Origin of the sequence: Noviherbaspirillum sp. UKPF54, assembly GCF_007874125.1 — a bacterium.
GTDB lineage: Bacteria > Pseudomonadota > Gammaproteobacteria > Burkholderiales > Burkholderiaceae_D > Noviherbaspirillum.
The window spans coordinates 2,654,587-2,671,899 of sequence record NZ_CP040128.1 but is presented as its reverse complement, the minus strand read 5'-3'; the positions used below and the strand labels follow the sequence as shown (position 1 = coordinate 2,671,899).

Below are 17,313 nucleotides of genomic sequence, written 5' to 3'. Positions count from 1 at the left end.
CTGTATCAGACTGTATGCATAAAATAAAAAAGGCAGCCGGGGCTGCCTTCTTTCGCGCGAAGCAACGGGATCAGCCCGCAGCTTGCGTCTTGGAACCGCGATTGCCGAACTTCTGGCGGAATTTTTCCACGCGGCCGGCGGTGTCGACGATCTTGTGCTTGCCGGTGTAGAACGGGTGGGATTCCGCAGTCACTTCCAGCTTCACCAGCGGGTAATCCTTGCCTTCGAAATTGATGGTTTCGCGGGTCTGGATCGTGGAGCGGGTGATGAATTTGAAGTCGTTGGACATGTCTTGGAACACGACTTCGCGATATTCCGGGTGAATGCCTTCTTTCATGATTTTCCTCTCGATAGTTTGGTAGCCAATCGGCACTTCGTCGGTCCTGCTGCTTCTTGACCCGATTGCCGGTCACTTGCCTGGGGGTGAAAACGGGGGATTATACAATGGAATCAGGGGTTTGCGCGAGGTGCATGTGCTTTGTGCAAGAAGCCGTGTTTCTTGTTTTGCAGGAAATAAAAAAGGCGCATGCATCGCATGCGCCTTTTGCGACCTTGGAGCTATTTATCAGGCTCCGCCACGCCGCATCATTTCAAAGAATTCAGCATTGTTTTTGGTCGATTTCATCTTGTCGAGGATAAATTCCATCGCCTCGATTTCATCCATGCCGTACAACAGCTTGCGCAGAATCCAGATCTTCTGCAGCTGATCCGGCTTGATCAGCAATTCCTCGCGGCGGGTGCCGGATTTGTTCAGGTTGATCGACGGGTAGACGCGCTTTTCGGCCAGGCGGCGTTCCAGGTGCACTTCCATGTTGCCGGTACCCTTGAATTCTTCGTAGATCACGTCGTCCATGCGGCTGCCGGTTTCGATCAGGGCGGTGGCGATGATCGTCAGCGAGCCGCCTTCCTCGACGTTACGGGCGGCGCCGAAGAAGCGCTTCGGGCGCTGCAGCGCGTTGGCGTCGACACCGCCGGTCAGCACCTTGCCGGAGGCCGGGATCACGGTGTTGTAGGCGCGCGCCAGGCGGGTGATCGAGTCGAGCAGGATCACCACGTCGCGCTTCATCTCAACCAGGCGCTTGGCTTTTTCCAGCACCATTTCGGCCACCTGAACGTGGCGCGTGGCCGGTTCGTCGAAGGTGGAGGCGACCACTTCGCCGCGCACCGAGCGCTGCATTTCGGTCACTTCTTCCGGGCGTTCGTCGATCAGCAGCACGATCAGCGTGGTGTCCGGATGGTTTGTGGTGATCGCATGCGCGATGTGCTGCAGCATGACCGATTTGCCGGACTTCGGCGATGCCACCAGCAGACCACGCTGGCCGCGGCCGATCGGGGCGATCATGTCGATGATGCGGCCGGTGATGTTTTCCTCGCCGCGCATCTCGCGCTCGAGGTGCAGCAGCTTGTTCGGATGCAGCGGCGTGAGGTTTTCGAACAGGATGCGGTGCTTGGAGGCTTCCGGCGGTTCGCCGTTGACCTTGTCCACCTTCACTAATGCAAAGTAGCGTTCGCCGTCTTTCGGGGTGCGGACTTCGCCTTCGATCGAATCGCCGGTATGCAGGTTGAAGCGGCGGATTTGCGAGGGCGAGATGTAGATGTCGTCGGTCGATGCCATGTAGCTCGCGTCGGGCGAGCGCAGGAAGCCGAAGCCGTCGGGCAGGACTTCGAGGACGCCGTCGCCGAAGATCTGTTCGCCGGCCTTGGCGCGTTTCTTCAGGATCGCGAACATCAGTTCCTGCTTGCGCAGGCGTGCGGCATTGTCGATTTCAAGTCCGATGGCCATTTCGAGCAGGGCCGAGACGTGAAGCGCCTTGAGTTCAGATAAATGCATAGTGAGTGTCCCGGGATGGGAATAGCAAGGTGGGGGAGGGAACTGCGCGGGTGGTCAATTTAACAGCGGCGGTACGAATGTACCGCCGCGCTGGTCACAATCAGATATTGCTGTCGATGAATGACGTGAGCTGGCCTTTGGCCATGGCGCCGACTTTCTGCGCCGCCGGCACGCCGTTCTTGAACAGGATCAGTGTCGGAATGCCGCGGATGCCGAACTTGGCCGGAACGGCCTGGTTGGCATCGACGTCCATCTTCGCGATCTGCAGCTTGCCGTCGTATTCCTTGGCGACTTCTTCCAGGATCGGGGCGATCATCTTGCAGGGGCCGCACCATTCAGCCCAGAAATCGACCAGGACCGGCTTGTCGGACTTCAGGACGTCCGAATCGAAAGAGGCATCAGTGATGTATTTAATGTTTTCGCTCATGATTTCCTCGAGTAGAGGGTAAAAGGGGTCAAGTCAACGCCAACAGACTTACTGACCTTGCTCAATCCCAGCCAACCAACGTGTCCGGGATGCAATACGCAAGTGGAGACGTTGATTGCGAATTCAAGCCTGCTGGAGGGTACTGCAAGAGGTAGTGCGGCGGGATATTGGTCAAATCATAACCGATTTTCATAAAAAGTGTAGTGTGGCCCCCATTTTTTTGCCCTAACTCACATAAAATTGCTGGCGCGGCCATCGGGCCGGGCGTCACGCGGCGCGCCAATCATCCACTCTGCCGCAACTCTCGTCCTGGCCAATCCACATGTTGCATGATCCGCTGCTGATTCCTCCCTCTGCCGACTTCTGGCCGCTGGCCGCGCGAGCGATTCTTGGTAGTGGTCTGTTGCCGCCGCATGCGCATGGCCAGGCCTGCGATTTTTCATCGGTGCGGGTGCTGGTGCCGGGCTTCGTCCATGCGCAACAATTGAAGTCGGCGCTGTCCGCCGAGCTGCGCCGCCCCTTCATCGCGCCGCGTATTACCACGCTGGCCGCCTGGATCGACATGCTGCCGCCGGATCTGGCCACGCTGCCGGTTGCGCCCGCGAGCGAGCGCATGATGTCGCTCTATGCCGAGCTGCGCCAGCACGGATGGCTTAAGAAATTGTTCACTGCGCGCCGCAACACGGACTTGTTGCCGCTGGCGCAAACCCTGTTGACCCTGTTTGATGAATTAACCCGCGCATTGGTTCCATCGCTGCAGCTATGCCCTAGTGCGCCCGAAGAACGATGGCAGGCGGCGCTCGAGCAGCTTCCGCCGCTGGTGCGCGACACGTTGTCCGACGAAGCGCAACTGGTGTGGACGCTGTGGAAAAGCCAGCTCGACGGCAACGATCCGGTCGCCTCCTGTTATGCGCAAATGATGCGCCTGGCCGCGCACGCCGCCGAGCCGCTGGTCTGGATGAGCCCGGTGGCGCCAGATGCCTACCACCAGGCATTCCTGAATGCCTACGCCGAGCGCCAGCCGGTGCTGCCGATAACGCTGGACTGGCGGGCGGCGGCGGTCGCGCCGGTGTACGCGGCCGCCTGGAGCGAGATGCTGGACGGCGAGGCACCGGAGCAGCCGCTGCCGTTGTCCGGGGCGCCGGCCGGATTGTCGCTGTGCGCCGCCGGCAGCCTGGAGGAGGAGGCGCAGCGCGGCGCCCAGACCGTACTCGACTGGCTACGGTCCGGCAAGAGCCGCATCGCGATCATCGCCCAGGACCGTGTCGTGGCGCGACGCATCCGCGCATTGCTGGAGCGGGCGCAGGTGTTCGTTTCCGACGAAACCGGCTGGAAGCTGTCGACCACGCGCGCCGCCGCCGCCGTCGCCACGCTGCTCGACGTGGTGACCACGCGCGCGGAAACCGTCGTATTGCTGGATTTGCTGAAGTCGCCTTTCCTGTTCGCGCACTTGCCCGACAAGGGCGAGCGCGTGATGGCGATCGAGCATGCGCTGCGCCGCTTCAATGTGCTGGGAGGCTGGGAGGCGGCGGATGCGGTGCTGCGCGACGCCCAGGCGGCGCGGGAAATGCTGCGCGAAGTGGCGCGGCAGGCGGCACTGTTTGCCGGGCGCAAGACGCTGGGAGAGTGGGCGGTGCTCACCAGCGCCGTCATGAACGAACTGGGCATGCGCGAGGCGCTGCAGCAGGATGCCGCCGGCGCACAGGTGGCGGCCTTGCTCGATACCCTGATCCAGGACGCGCAGACCATGCATCAGCCGTTCTCGTTTGCCGAGTGGCGTGCCTTCCTCGGCCTGCAGATGGAGCTGACGCCGTTCGTGCCTTCCGACTTCGACCGGCGCGTGGCAATGCTGCAATTGAACGGCGCGCAGCTGCGCTGCTTCGACGCGGTATTGATGGTCGGCGCGGATACCGATCACTTGCCGTCCCGGCTCGATGAAATGCTGTTTTTCGCCAATGCCGTGCGGCGCGAACTCGGGCTGCCGACCAGGGAAATGCGCCAGCGCCAGCAACTGCGCGATTTCGCCGAACTGCTGAGCGCGAACCCGGAAGTTACGCTGTCCTGGCAGTCGTACAAGAACGGCGAGCCCAATTTGGCCAGCAGCTGGGTCGAACGCCTGCAATTGGCGCTGGAACGCGCGGGCCAATCCAAGGTGCCGCTGCGCGAAATCCGGCTCGAACCGCACGCGCTGCGCTGTGCGCCGCCATCCATGCCGGCGCCGGCCGCGCCGCAGCTCGTGCCGCGCCGGTTGTCGGCCAGCGGCTATAACAGCCTGGTGGCGTGCCCGTATCAATTCTTCGCCACGCGCATGCTGGGCCTGGACGGACTGGGCGAGCTGTCGGATATGCCCGAAAAGCGCGACTACGGCGACTGGCTGCATGAAATCCTCAGGCGATACCACGAGGCCGTGCGCGACCGGCGAATACCGCGCGACGGACGCGAATCCCTGCTGCGCGACATCTCGGAGCAGGTGTTTAGCCAGGCGCTCGATCGCAGCGCGGCAGCGCTCGGCTATTACGCGCGCTGGCAAAAGGTGATTCCGGCTTACCTGGCGTGGGCCGGCGAACGCGAAAGCCAGGGCTGGCAGTTCGTGGTCGGCGAGCAGCGGTTCCAGAAGACGCTGTCCTGGGAAGGCGGCCAGGTCACCCTGCACGGCTGCGTCGACCGCATCGACGAGAACGCGGACGGCGAGCGCGCTGTCCTCGACTACAAGACCAGGAACATGCAGTCCCTGCGCGACAAGGCCAGGGAGAGCGACGACCACCAGCTGGCGTTCTACGGCCTGCTGTCGGATGTGCCGGTGGCCGGCGCGCATTACGTCGCGCTGGAGGCGTCGAAGGACAGGACCGGCGACGCCGCCGCGCCGAATTACGGCCAGTGGCAGGCCCTGCTGGAGGCGCAGATCGTGTCCAACATCCGCGCCATCGGGCAGGGCGCGCCGTTGCCGGCCGCCGGCATCGAGCGCATCTGCGTGTTTTGCGAAGTGCGCGGCCTGTGCCGCAAGGGAGCATGGTGATGCGGGAGATGACGCCACGCGCATACGAAGCCAATGGGCAGGCGGTCGACGCCGCGCAGTTCACGCGCATCGCATGCGATCCGCGCCATTCGGTGGCGGTGGAAGCATGCGCCGGCAGCGGCAAGACCTGGCTTTTGGTGGCGCGCATGCTGCGCCTGCTGCTGGCGGGGACCGAGCCTTCCGAGCTGCTGGCGATTACATTCACCCGCAAGGCGGCGCAGGAAATGCGCGAGCGCCTGCTGCACCTGCTGCACGAACTGGCGCTGCGGCCCGAAGCCGAGGTGCGCGCGCTGCTGGCGGAGCGCGGCATCGACGAGCGCGAGCTGCCGGGCGTGCTGCCGCTGGCGCGCAGCCTGTACGACCGCGTGCTGGCCAGCCCGCAAAGCCTGTCGATCGACACCTTCCACAGCTGGTTCGCGCGGCTGGTGCAGATCGCCCCGCTGTCGTCGGGCGTGCCGCACGGGTACTCCCTGGCGGAAGTGACCGGCGAGCTGATGCTGGATGCGTACAGCCGCTTCATGCAGTCGCTCGGCGACGAGGACAACGGCCAGGTGCGGCAGGCGCTGCTTGCGCTGTACGACATGGTCGGCGACTGGAATGCGCGCCGGCTGCTCGACGCCTTCGTCGACAAGCGCGCCGAATGGTGGGCATCGCTGCAGTCCGGAGAGGACGCGCCGCTTGCCTGGCTGCGGGAGCTGTGCGGTGAGGATGGTCAATGCGATGCGCGGCTGACGCTGTGGCAGGACGGGCGGCTGACGGAGCGTATCCAGGGCGTCGCGCGGCTGCTGGGGCAGGGAACGGCGGTCAACCAGAAACGTGCGACTGCCATCGAGAAGGCCCTGAGCGCGGGCGCCGGCATCGACAGCTTCGATGCGCTGTGCAACGAGTTTTTCGGCAGCGACGGAGAGTCGCGCAAGAATACCAAGACCAAGGACCTGCAAAAGGCGCTGGAAAAGCATTTTGGCAGCGATGCAGCAGCCGCCTTCGACGAGGAATTCGAGGCGCTCGGCAAGGAGCTGAAACTGCTGAGAAAGCGCAGCAGCGAACGTACCGTTCTGGCGCTCAACGAAGCGCTGTTTACCGCGGGCGCAGCCTTCCTCGAGCAGTACCAGGCGGTGAAGGCCGAGCAGCGCGTGTTCGATTTTGGCGACCTGGAGTGGCACGCCTACCGCCTGCTGACCGACGAAGAGCACGCGGCCTACCTGCAGAGCCGCCTCGACGCGCGCTACAAACACATCCTGCTCGACGAATTCCAGGACACCAACCCGCTGCAATGGAGCATCGTGCGCGCCTGGCTGAACGCCTACGGCGACGATGCGCAAAAGCCGAGCGTATTCGTGGTGGGCGACCCGAAGCAGTCGATCTACCGCTTCCGCCGCGCCGAACCGCGCGTGTTCGCCGCCGCGCGCGAGCTGTTGCAGGCGCAGGGAGCGGCGGTGCTGCGCACCAACCAGACCCGGCGCAACGCCTCTGCGATCGTGGACCTGCTCAACGCCAGCTTCGCCGGCAACCCGATTTTTGCGGCACAGACCACGCTCGGATCGCAGGGAGGATCGGTGTGGCGGCTGCCGCTGGTGCGTTCCGCCGGCGGGGAGCCTGAACTGGAAAGCGGCTTCGCGCTGCGCGACCCGCTGACCACGCCGCGCGCCGAGGAGGAGGACGCGCGCCGCCTCGACGAGGGACGCGCGGTGGCGCGCGCGATCCTGGCGGCGAGAAGGGAGCTGGCGGCGCGCACGGGCACGCCGGGCGCCTGGTCCGACGTCATGCTGCTGGTGAAAAAGCGCACCTATCTGAGCGCCTACGAAAGCGCGCTGCGCGAGGCCGGCATTCCGTTCGTGTCGGACAAGCGCGGCGGCCTCTTGGAGTCGCTCGAAGTCGCCGACCTGATCGCGCTGCTGACCTTCCTGATCACGCCGGGAGACGACAGGGCGCTGGCGCATGTGCTGAAGTCGCCCATCATCGGCGCGTCCGACGACGACCTGATCGCGCTCGCGCAAGCGGCGGAGGGGCCGTGGTGGTCGCGCCTGCTGGCGGCGGCATCGGACGGCGCATCGCCTGTCGTCAAGCGGGCTGCCGTGCTGCTGCGGCACTGGCTGCATGCGGCGCCGCGCCTGCCGGTGCACGATCTGATCGACCTGATCCTGCACCAGGGCGAGCTGGTGGTGCGCTATGCGCAGACCGCGCAGCCGTCGGTGCGCCAGCAGGTGCTGGGCAATATCGAGGCTTTCACCGAGCTTGCGCTCAACCTCGATGCCGGCCGTTACCCGAGCCTGCCGAAATTCATCGATGCGCTCGAACTGCTCAGAAAGAGCGCCGCCGGCGACGCGCCGGACGAAGCGGCCGTCGATGCCGCGGCCGATGCGGTGCGCATCCTGACGATCCATAGCGCGAAGGGGCTTGAGGCGCCGATCGTGGTGCTGGTCGACGCCAATCACAGCGAGGCGGCGCGCGACGATTGCGGCATCCTGTGCGACTGGCCGCAGGACGCGGATGCGCCGACGCACTTCTCCTGCTTCGCGAAAAAGGATGAGCGGGGCGCCGCGCGCGATGAATTGTTCGCGGCCGAAGATCGCTTCCGGCAGCAGGAAGACTGGAACCTGCTCTACGTGGCGATCACGCGCGCCAAGGAAATGCTGATCGTCAGCGGCGTGGCCGGCACGCGCGGCGCACTGGCCGACGGCGCCGTCGACGGCAGCTGGTACCAGCGCTTGCAGGGCGCGCCGGAGCTGACCCCGGAGCTGCAGCCGGATGAGGCGGACAACGCGCTGGCCGCCGCGCGCAGTCAGGAATTCAGCCTGCCGATCTTCAGCCCGGGAGCGCTGCCGCCGGCAAGCGTCTCGCCGCCGGCCCGCAACGACGCCATCGACGAAGGCATCGCGCTGCATGCCCTGCTGGAGCGCCTCACGCTGGCGACGAACTGGCCGCCGCAGGTGCCGGACGCCGAGCGCTTGACGCGCTGGCTGTGCTGCCCGCAGCCGATGGCGGCGAGCGTGCGGGACAAGGCGTTGCGAATATTCGCCGAGCCGCTGCTGGAGCGCTTCTTCAATCCGGCCCGCTTCCGGTTCGCATGCAACGAAATGGAAGTCATGAACGGCAGCGAGCTGGTGCGTTTCGACCGCGCCGTCGTGTTCGACGACGAAGTCTGGATCCTGGACTACAAGCGCGACCTGCTCGACAGCGAGCGCGCGGCATATGCTGGGCAGCTGGCGCGCTACCGGTCGGCGGCGCGCGCCGTCTTTCCCGGCAAGCCGATCAGGACGGCATTGATTACAGCGGACGGACGGTTGTGGGAGCTGGAGTGAGGGGCGTGGCGACGGCTTCGCGCTGCAGCACCTTGCGCTCGAAATCGTGCGCCGCCAGCGGCTCGCTGAAGTAGTAGCCCTGGATTTCGTCGCAGCCCTGGCGGCGCAGAAATTCGAACTGCTCCGGCGTTTCCACGCCTTCGGCGATCACCTTCTGCTTCAGGCTTTTCGCCATGCTGATGATGGCGCAGGTGATCGCGGCGTCGTCCGGATCGGTGGCGATGTCCTGCACGAAGGAGCGGTCGATCTTCAGGGTGTCGATCGGGAAGCGCTTCAGGTAGGACAGGCTGGAGTAGCCGGTGCCGAAGTCGTCGATCGACAGGCCGACCCCCATTTTTTTCAGCGCTTCGAGCAGCGACACGGTCAGCTCCAGGTCCTGCATCGTGACGCTTTCCGTCAGTTCAAGCTCAAGGTAGCGTGGCTCCAGCCCTGTCTCGTGCAGCGCGCGCGCGACCATCTCGAGAAAATTCTTATCCCGGAACTGCACCGCCGATACGTTGACGGCGATCGGAATCGGCGCATAGCCTGCATCCTGCCATGTCCGGTTCTGGGCGCAGGCATGGCGCAACACCCATTCGCCGATCGGAATGATGAGGCCGGTTTCTTCTGCAATCGGGATGAACTGGGCCGGCGGTACCGGGCCGCTGCCGAGGTTGTTCCAGCGGATCAGTGCCTCGGCGCCGATCACGCGTCCGCTCGCAATGCACAGCTTGGGCTGGTAGTGTAGCGCCGACTCCTCGCGCGCGACGGCCCGCCGCAGGCTGCTTTCCAGCGCAAAGCGCCGCAGCGCGCGCTCGTTGATATGGCGGGTGAAGAACTGGTAGTTGTTCCGGCCTTGCGCCTTGGCCTGGTACATCGCGGCTTCCGCGTGCTTGATGACGGTCGTGCCGTCCGCGCCGTCGTCCGGGCAGATGCTGATGCCGATGCTGGCGCTGACGTGGATGTCGTGTTCGTCGATGAAGTAGGGCTCGGTGATCGATTTCAACACCTGCGTCGCTGCGCGCGCGGCGTCGATGCTGTCACTGACCTGTTGCAGCAGGATCACGAATTCATCGCCGCTATGGCGCGAGATGGTGTCGGTGTCGCGCGTGCCGGCCCTGAGACGTCGGGCGATTTCCTGCAACAGGCGGTCGCCCGTCGCGTGCCCCAGCGTGTCGTTGACGTGCTTGAAGCGGTCGAGGTCGACGAACAACAGCGCGGCGCGCGTGCCGTGACGCTGCGCGAGGCCGATGGCCTGCGCCAGGCGATCGTTCAGCAGGAAGCGGTTGGGCAGGTCGGTCAGCGCGTCATGCTGCGCGATGTAAGCCATCCTCAGGGACATTTCGCGCATGGCGCTCACATCGCGGAACACCAGCACCGCGCCGACGACCCGGCCGTCGCGGTCGTGCATCGGCGCGCAGGAATCGTCGACGGCCGCCTCGGTGCCGTCATGCCTGATCAGGATCGAACTCGACGGCCGGCGCATGACCTTGTTGCCCAACAGCGTCGCTTCCAGCGTGGAGGCGGCGGCGTGCCGCGATACCGGATCGACGATCCTAGCCACGGCGTCCAGCGATTGCCCGACCGCGTCGGCATTGGTCCAGCGGCACATCTGCTCGGCGGCGGGATTGAGGTAGACGACCTTGCCGTCGATGTCTGTCGTGATCACGCCGTCGCCGATGGAGTTCAGGGTCACCTGCATGCGCTGGTGCTCGTGGAACAGGTTTTCCTCGACGGCATGGCGCATGCTGATTTCGGCCTGCAGCCGCGCATTGGTGTTGGACAGCATGTCCAGGTTGCGCTCGAGCGCGCCGAGCGTCTCGTGCAGGGCGTCTTCGGCTTCCGAGCGCTTGTTGTCCAGACGCAGCAGCAGCCGCGCGTTCCAGCCGATCAAAAGCGTAAAGATCGCGATGCTCGACAGCGTCACCGCGATCATGCCGAATGTTGCGTCGTACAACCCGGCGTCGCGCCCCCAGTATTCCAGTCGGTTGACGGCCAGCGGCAGCAGGATGGCCGCTGGCAACAGGCGGCGGGCGGTGATGCCGCCGGCGCTGTCGTTGGAGACCAGTGCCATCAATCCGCAGTCTGGTCGCAATGCCAGGAGGCCGGCGCACAGCAGCAGGAAGGCCAGCGTGACTGGCAGGGAAATCGTGCCGAAATATGGGATTTGGTAAAGCGCGGTTTTTCCGTACAGGTAACCGATTGCGGGAATCAGGGCATTGAAGATGGTCAGGAAGGTCAGGCCCTCCGTCCAGCGCGCGGCCGCATTCCTGGTAAGCAGGAGCAAGACGCAGCCACACAGCATGAAGTTGATCGCCGATACAAACGACATGCGGCCCGGGTAATGGCCATCCGGCACGTTGCGGTCGACGGCGAAGAGTTGATCAATGCCGAAGTCTACCTCGGCGGCATATTCGAGCGCGGTCAGCAGGCCCAGCAGCAAGGCGGCCGCTGCGGCGACGCGGCCGCAGTTCAGCGTCATGCGCCGGGACGAACCTGTGGCCTGCACATGCAGCGAAATCCCCAGCAACAGCAGGCCGACGGCGGAATTGAACTTGGTCGCGGAAAAATCCGGCAGCAGCGCAGGCAGGGACGGAGTGGCGCCGAGCCAGCCGAGGATGGCGATCGTTCCCGTCAGGGCGACTATCGCGCTCGCGGCCTTGGCAAAGAGGCGATATCGCTCGCGGTGGCTGGTAACTTGATGCATGAAGTCAGTGTGCAGCGCATGCCGCATTACGGCCCATCAGCCGGTGCATGCGCTGGCGCAGGGGACCGGTATATAACCTGGGTTTTTTCCAATAAGACGAACGCGACTTGCAGAAAGTTCAACAGGGATACATTTTGCATTTATGACGGCATGGCGGAGGCGAAGGGGCGGCGGATTCCATAGCCGCGCAGCAGCTGCGCGCACTCGTCCGCGTCGACCGGCTGGCTGAAGTAGAAGCCTTGTGCCTGGTCGCAACCGCAGGCTGCGAGCATGGCTACCTGGCGTTCGGTCTCCGCCATTTCGCCAATGACTTTCATGCCGAACCGGTGTGCGACGGACACTACCGCGTCGGCGATGGCCAGGCGTCCCGTATCGTTCTCGATGTCGCGGATGAACGAGCCGTCGAGCTTGAGCTTCTCGACCGGGAAGCGCTGCAGGTACAGCATGTTCGAATAGCCGGTGCCGAAGTGGTCGAGCGACAGGCCGACGCCCAGTTCCCTGAGCTTTTGCATCAGCTGCAGCGTCTTGTCGGGCATGTGCATGGAAGCGCTTTCAGTCAGTTCCAGTTCGAGATACTCCGGGGCGAGCCCGGAACTGCGCAGGCTTTGTCCGATGCGCGCTGCCAGCCCGGGCCGCGCCAGCTCTCGCGGCGAGAGATTGACCGCGATGCGCACCGGCGGCAGGCCGGCGTCCTGCCACTGACGGTTCTGCAGGCAGGCATGATGTACCACCCAGTCGCCGATCGGCTCGATCAGGCCGGTTTCCTCGGCAATCGGCAGGAAGCGGTGCGGCTCGACTTCTCCCAGATCCGGGTGATGCCAGCGCAGCAGCGCTTCCATGCCGGCGACGGCGCCGCTTTTCAGATCCAGCTGCAGCTGGTAGCGCAGCGAGAACTGGCCGCGCTCGAGGGCGTGGCGCAATTCGTTGGCCAGCGTGCCGCGCTGGCTGAAGCGATGGCGCAGCTCCTCGTTGTAGTGCTGCACGCTGTTGCGACCGTTTTCCTTGGCGCGATACATCGCCACGTCGGAAAAGCGCAGCAGCGCTTCCGGCTCCTCGCCGTCGTCCGGGTAGGTGCAGCAGCCCATGCTGCAGGTGACGCGGATTTCCTGGCCGCCGGCCATGATCGGCATCGACACGCAATCGACCACGCGGTTGAGCACCTGGGCAGGCTCGCCGCCGTTGGTGCTGTCGCGCAGCACCAGCACGAATTCGTCGCCGCCGAGGCGGGCGATGGTGTCGGACTCGCGCAGGCAGGCGGACATGCGCTCGGACACGGTTTTCAGCAGGGCGTCGCCGGTCTCGTGGCCGTAGTTGTCGTTGATCCACTTGAACCGGTCGAGGTCGATGAAGGCGACGACAAAGCGTTCCTGGTATCGTTTTGCTTCGGCGATGGCGAGCTGCAGGCGGTCCACCAGCAGGTTGCGGTTGGGCAGGCCGGTCAGCGCGTCATGGGTTGCTTCGTGGAGCAGCTGCGTTTCCCTCCGCTTGCGCTCGGAGATGTCGCGCACCACCATGTAGAGCGCCGGCTTGTCGAGATAGTTGATCCATTGCCGGGTGACGGCGACGTCGATCAGCTCGCCATCCGCGCAGAGCGCCTGCTCTTCCGTCGCGCGCAGCGTGGCGCCAGGCGCGGACGTCCCCGGCGTAACGGCGCGGTAGGCCGGCGCGACCAGGCTATGCACGCTGCGACCCAGCAGGTCGGCCGCGCTGGCGGCACGATACAGGCGCACGGCGGCCGGATTGGCGAACACGATGCGGCCTTCGCATTCGAGCAGGATCGCGTCGGGCGACTGCTGCACCAGGAGCCGGTCGCGTTCCTCCGCCGCGCGCGTCTCCGGTTCCCGCTCCCCGGCCTGAAAAGGAAGTTCCGTGCTCTTTTGCCGCAGATTCGCCTCGGCTTGCAGGCGCGCGCTGATTTCCTGGGCAAGACGACGCTTGTATAGTTCGATATCTTCCATTATCGGCTGGTTCTTCTTATTGACGGCAGGCGGCTGCGCGATGGTCCGGAGCGGCGGGAGCTCCTCATTGTCAGCGTGGATGCCGTGTTGATGAATCGGCGATTGCAGTGAGTTGCACGTGCGATACTCACTTTAATGGAGGTGTCTTGCTACACAATGAGCGTGCGCAATAGTCAGGTCGGGATCGGACTAGTTTGCAATATTTTCTCTGTGGAACTAAAACACGCCGCGATCCGGCGTGGCGGCGCGGGGAGCTGTCAGGCCGGCATTTACCGGCCGTCGCGGGAAAAACGGTCGCGCCAGTAGCCGGCCACGTCCAGCAGGCGGTTGGCGTATCCCCATTCGTTGTCGAACCAGACAAACAGGTTCGCCAGGCGGGGGCCGATGGTGCGCGTCTGGCTGCCGTCAATGGTCGCCGAATGCGGATTGTGGTTGAAATCGACCGACGCGTGCGGGTCGTTCGAATAGGCAAGCAGCCCGGCGGGCGCCGAGCGCGCCGCCGCGCAAAACAGCGCGTTGAGGTCGGCGGCAGCGACGTCGTGCCGGAGGCTGACCACGAGGTCGATGGCCGACACGTTCAGGATCGGCACGCGCACCGACTTGGCCTGCGTGCGTCCTTTCAGCCGGGGAAGCAGACGTTCGACCCCCTTCGACAGGCCGGTGGCGACCGGGATGATCGACTGCATGGCCGAGCGCGTCAGGCGCAGGTCCGCATGGTGGTAGCCGTCGATGAGCGGCTGGTCATTCATGACGGAGTGCAGGGTGGTCATGAGCGCATGTTCGACGCCGTACTCGCGATCGAGCAGGTCGAGCACCGGGACGATGGCGTTGGTGGTGCACGACGCGTTCGAAACGATGCGCTCGCCGCCGGTGATGGCGTCATGGTTGATGCCGTAGACGACCGTCAGGTCGACGTCCTGCGCGCTTTGCCCGGGATGGGACAGCAGCACGCGGCGGCAGCCCGCGTCGAGAAAGCGGGCCAGTTCGTCGCGCCCGGTATAGCGGCCCGAGCACTCGATCAGCAGATCGATGTCGTGCCTTTTCCAGTCCACGTCTTCCGGCGTCGTCGCATGCGTGACATGGATCGGCTGCCCGTCGATGTGCAGGTATTCTCCTTCTGCCTCGACCTTGCCGTGAAATACGCCGTGGGTGGAATCGAAGCGGGTGAGGTAGGCAATCGTGGCCAGGTCGGCGGGCTCGTTGATCGCAACGATCCGGAACTTCTCGCGGTACGGCGATGCGTGCAGCGCGCGCAGAAAGCAGCGGCCGATACGGCCGTAGCCATTGATGGCGATTCTGGCCGGAGGTTGTGACGGGATATCGTTGATGCGGGCAGGTTGCATGAATTCGGACCGGGAAGGTTGTCCTGCCGGCGCGGGCGATCGCGGCGCATCCGCGCCAGCCTGCGCTGGCCCGGAAAAGGCCGTCGGCAGGCTTGTCATTGTATCCCATCAAGCGGGCGCGTCTGGCCGGGCGGCGGGCAAGAGCGTGTCATATCATTGAAAAAATACAATGGCATGATGGCGGGCTTGATCATTTCATCGAACCCCGGGCATGCGGCTTGCGCTTTGGCCCAGGGACATTTAACAAGGACAGGAAAATGTTTGCGGCGGTCGATCTTGGTTCGAACAGTTTTCGTCTTCATATTGGCCAGGATTGCGGCAACGCGATGCGGATCGTGAAAACCGCGCGCGAGCCGATCCGCCTCGCGGCCGGCCTCGACGGCCAGGGAAACCTGACGGCGGAAGCGATGGATGCCGCGCTGGAATGCCTGCGGCGTTTTCGCGCGCTGCTCGACGCCTACCGGCTCGACGCCATACGGGTGGTGGCCACCAATACATTGCGCGTGGCGCGCAATGCCCGGTCTTTTCTGCCGCGCGCCGAGGAGGCGATCGGCCATCCCATCGAAATCATCTCGGGCGAGGAGGAGGGGCGGCTGATCTACATGGGCGTGGCGAGCTTTCTCGATCGCCCAGACGAGCGCCGGCTCGTCATCGATATCGGCGGCGGTTCGACGGAAATCATTCTCGGGCGCGGCGAGGAAATCCGGCACGTGGAATCGTTCAGCATCGGGACGCACCGGCAAAGCGCTTCCTTCTTTCCCCAGGGACGAATCGATGCCGCCTCGTTCGACGCCGCCATTCTTTCCGCGCGCTCGTACTTCGAGGATGCGGCGGCGTTTTACGACCCGCGGCATTGGGACCTGGCATATGGCTCTTCGGGGACGATCAGGGCGATCGCGAGCGTGATCGCCAAGAACGCGATCGGCGACGGAACGCTGTCGTGCAAGAGCCTTGCTGAACTGAAGCGGCGCCTGGTGGCAGTGGGCCATGTCGATGCGTTCGATCTGCCCGGCGTCAAGGAGGAGCGCGTGATCGTGATGGTGGGCGGGCTCGCCATCCTGCTCGGCCTCATGCAGGCGATGGGCATCGACACGGTCGAGGCGGTCGATGCCGGCCTGCGGCTGGGCGTACTGCACGACCTGCGGCTGCGGGCGATGAAACACGACCGGCGCGACGCATCCGTCACCGAATTCATGCAGCGCTTCCATTGCGACGAGAAGCGGGCCTGCCAGGTGGCCGAGACCGCGAGCCAGCTTTTCCGGCAACTCAAGCCGGCGAGCGACGAATACGGCAAATACCTGTACTGGAGCGGCCTGGTGCATGAGGCCGGCCTCGCGATTTCCCATACCGGCGCGCACAAGCACGGCGCCTACATGATCGAAAACGCGGATCTTCCCGGCTTTACCGCGCGCGAACAGCGCCTGATGGGCAGCCTCATTCTCGGCCAGAAGGGGAATCTGCGCAAAATCAGCCAGTCCCTGGCCGACCCCGACCTGGCAAAGGCGGTGCTGTCGTTGCGCCTGGCCGCCATCTTCATGCACGCGAAACTCGAAGGTGGTTGCGACGGGGTGCAGGTCAAGATGAAAGGGCGTATCGACCTCCAGATCAGCCGCGACTGGCTCGGCGTGCACGAGACCGTCCCCTGCGGCTTGCAGAAGGAACGCGAGGCATGGGAGGAAGTCGGGGTGGCAATGCTGGTCAGGATTTCCTGAGCCGGTCGCGCGGCGGTTTCGTAAATATGGTATAAATCATTTATATTATTTATGCGCAACCGAACAGGGAGGAATCGATGACAAAATCAGCAGATGCCGCAAGCACCGCCGACCAGCCGGCGGCCAAGGAAAAACCGGCGGCAAATCGCGTGAAGAAAAGCGCCGCGACAACGCCGAAAAAGCAGGCCGCCACGACAAAGGCGGCCGTTGCGAAGAAAGCCAAGGCCGCGTCGAAGGCTAAGCCGCCGGCCAAGGAACCGGCTGCGGCCAGGGAAAAGCCGGCCGAGAAGGAAAAGCAGCGCAAGCCCAAGCTGGTGCGCGACAGCTTCACGATGCCGGAAGACGAGTACGCGGTGCTGGGCGAGGTAAAGAAGGCGTGCCTGAAAGCCGGTATCGAAGTCAAGAAAAGCGAGCTGCTGCGCGTGGGTGTGGCGCTGATTCGTCAACTTGATTCCGCCAGGCTCAAGGCGGCGCTCGATGCGTTGCCGCCGCTTAAGGCTGGACGCCCAAAGAAACAGAAATAGGGTCACGCCCGAGGCACCGGGCAAGGGCCGCCTGTGCCGCGCGTGCGGCGTCAGCGCAGCAAGTCGGCGCCGAGCACCGCGCGGATATAGATTTGCGCCGCCGGTCCCGGCTTTTGCGCGAGCCAGATGAATCCGGCCTTGCGCACCCGCCAATCCTGTTTTTGGCCTGTCATCAGGAGTGCCGCCGCTTGCCCGAGCAGCGGCTGATGCCCGACCAGCAGGACCGGTCCGCGGCCGCCGGGCCAGCCGGAAGCGGCGATCATCGTTTCCAGTTCCGAATCGATCCCCAGAGCGGGCTCGATGATGAATTCGCGTCCCAGCGCGTGCGCGGTCTGGATGCAGCGCACGGCCGGGCTCGACAGGATGCGGCAGGTGCCGGGAAGATGGCGGTCAAGCCATTCCCCCATCTTGCGCGCCTGTCTTTTCCCCTTGGCGGTCAAGGCGCGGGCGGCATCCGGTTCGCCCGGTTCGGCGTCCGCATGTCGCCACAGGATCAGTTCCATCGCCCGCCGTC

General features: G+C 64.5%; 11 protein-coding genes. 4 read left to right on the top strand and 7 right to left on the bottom strand.

From position 1 onward, the window contains the following. Positions 1-70: 70 nt before the first annotated feature. From FAY22_RS12265 to trxA, 3 genes are all read right to left on the bottom strand, one after another. Positions 71-337, bottom strand: coding sequence for a type B 50S ribosomal protein L31 (locus FAY22_RS12265; RefSeq protein WP_146330468.1), 267 nt, complete (start codon positions 335-337; stop codon positions 71-73). A 228-nt stretch (positions 338-565) separates the two neighbouring features. Then, positions 566-1,831 carry a transcription termination factor Rho gene (rho, locus tag FAY22_RS12260; protein WP_040039313.1) on the bottom strand — a complete coding sequence of 422 codons (1,266 nt, stop codon included), beginning with the start codon at positions 1,829-1,831 and terminating at the stop codon, positions 566-568. A 100-nt stretch (positions 1,832-1,931) separates the two neighbouring features. Next, entirely contained in the window at positions 1,932-2,258 is a 327-nt protein-coding gene (gene trxA / locus FAY22_RS12255) for a thioredoxin TrxA (RefSeq protein WP_040039314.1), read from the bottom strand. 322 nt (positions 2,259-2,580) lie between these two features. Between trxA and FAY22_RS12250 the strand changes: the two genes are divergently transcribed. Then, a complete protein-coding gene (locus tag FAY22_RS12250) occupies positions 2,581-5,274 on the top strand; it encodes a PD-(D/E)XK nuclease family protein (RefSeq protein WP_146330467.1) in 2,694 nt (897 codons plus the stop codon). Between the two features lie 8 nt (positions 5,275-5,282). Further along, a complete protein-coding gene (locus tag FAY22_RS12245) occupies positions 5,283-8,576 on the top strand; it encodes an exodeoxyribonuclease V subunit beta (RefSeq protein WP_210411817.1) in 3,294 nt (1,097 codons plus the stop codon). Here the strand turns inward: FAY22_RS12245 and FAY22_RS12240 are convergent. The 3 genes from FAY22_RS12240 to FAY22_RS12230 all read right to left on the bottom strand — a co-directional run bounded on the left by FAY22_RS12240 (position 8,542) and on the right by FAY22_RS12230 (position 14,563). Continuing rightward, entirely contained in the window at positions 8,542-11,262 is a 2,721-nt protein-coding gene (locus FAY22_RS12240) for a bifunctional diguanylate cyclase/phosphodiesterase (protein ID WP_168204831.1), read from the bottom strand. The genes FAY22_RS12245 and FAY22_RS12240 overlap by 35 nt on opposite strands. Before the next feature lie 140 nt (positions 11,263-11,402). Further along, the gene (locus FAY22_RS12235) at positions 11,403-13,220 is read right to left on the bottom strand and encodes a bifunctional diguanylate cyclase/phosphodiesterase (protein WP_146330464.1); all 1,818 of its coding nucleotides are present in this window, start codon (positions 13,218-13,220) and stop codon (positions 11,403-11,405) included. 269 nt (positions 13,221-13,489) lie between these two features. Then, positions 13,490-14,563 (bottom strand): type I glyceraldehyde-3-phosphate dehydrogenase, encoded by a 1,074-nt coding sequence (locus FAY22_RS12230; RefSeq protein WP_146330463.1) that lies wholly within the window; start codon positions 14,561-14,563, stop codon positions 13,490-13,492. A 257-nt stretch (positions 14,564-14,820) separates the two neighbouring features. Between FAY22_RS12230 and FAY22_RS12225 the strand changes: the two genes are divergently transcribed. Next, the gene (locus FAY22_RS12225; protein WP_146330462.1) at positions 14,821-16,275 is read left to right on the top strand and encodes a Ppx/GppA phosphatase family protein; all 1,455 of its coding nucleotides are present in this window, start codon (positions 14,821-14,823) and stop codon (positions 16,273-16,275) included. Positions 16,276-16,352: 77 nt separating this feature from the next. Further along, positions 16,353-16,799: a hypothetical protein gene (locus FAY22_RS12220; RefSeq protein WP_146330461.1), complete on the top strand. Its 447-nt coding sequence runs from the start codon at positions 16,353-16,355 to the stop codon at positions 16,797-16,799. A gap of 50 nt (positions 16,800-16,849) precedes the next feature. Here the strand turns inward: FAY22_RS12220 and FAY22_RS12215 are convergent, their stop codons facing one another. Then, entirely contained in the window at positions 16,850-17,302 is a 453-nt protein-coding gene (locus tag FAY22_RS12215; protein ID WP_146330460.1) for a histidine phosphatase family protein, read from the bottom strand. Positions 17,303-17,313 lie beyond the last annotated feature (11 nt).

Bases quoted from the DNA above. Each gene is read 5' to 3' on its own strand.
- FAY22_RS12265 (WP_146330468.1), bottom strand. From the start codon at position 337: ATGAAAGAAGGCATTCACCCGGAATATCGCGAAGTCGTGTTCCAAGAC.
- rho (WP_040039313.1), bottom strand. From the start codon at position 1,831: ATGCATTTATCTGAACTCAAGGCGCTTCACGTCTCGGCCCTGCTCGAA.
- trxA (WP_040039314.1), bottom strand. From the start codon at position 2,258: ATGAGCGAAAACATTAAATACATCACTGATGCCTCTTTCGATTCGGAC.
- FAY22_RS12250 (WP_146330467.1), top strand. From the start codon at position 2,581: ATGTTGCATGATCCGCTGCTGATTCCTCCCTCTGCCGACTTCTGGCCG.
- FAY22_RS12245 (WP_210411817.1), top strand. From the start codon at position 5,283: ATGACGCCACGCGCATACGAAGCCAATGGGCAGGCGGTCGACGCCGCG.
- FAY22_RS12240 (WP_168204831.1), bottom strand. From the start codon at position 11,262: ATGCATCAAGTTACCAGCCACCGCGAGCGATATCGCCTCTTTGCCAAG.
- FAY22_RS12235 (WP_146330464.1), bottom strand. From the start codon at position 13,220: ATGGAAGATATCGAACTATACAAGCGTCGTCTTGCCCAGGAAATCAGC.
- FAY22_RS12230 (WP_146330463.1), bottom strand. From the start codon at position 14,563: ATGCAACCTGCCCGCATCAACGATATCCCGTCACAACCTCCGGCCAGA.
- FAY22_RS12225 (WP_146330462.1), top strand. From the start codon at position 14,821: ATGTTTGCGGCGGTCGATCTTGGTTCGAACAGTTTTCGTCTTCATATT.
- FAY22_RS12220 (WP_146330461.1), top strand. From the start codon at position 16,353: ATGACAAAATCAGCAGATGCCGCAAGCACCGCCGACCAGCCGGCGGCC.
- FAY22_RS12215 (WP_146330460.1), bottom strand. From the start codon at position 17,302: ATGGAACTGATCCTGTGGCGACATGCGGACGCCGAACCGGGCGAACCG.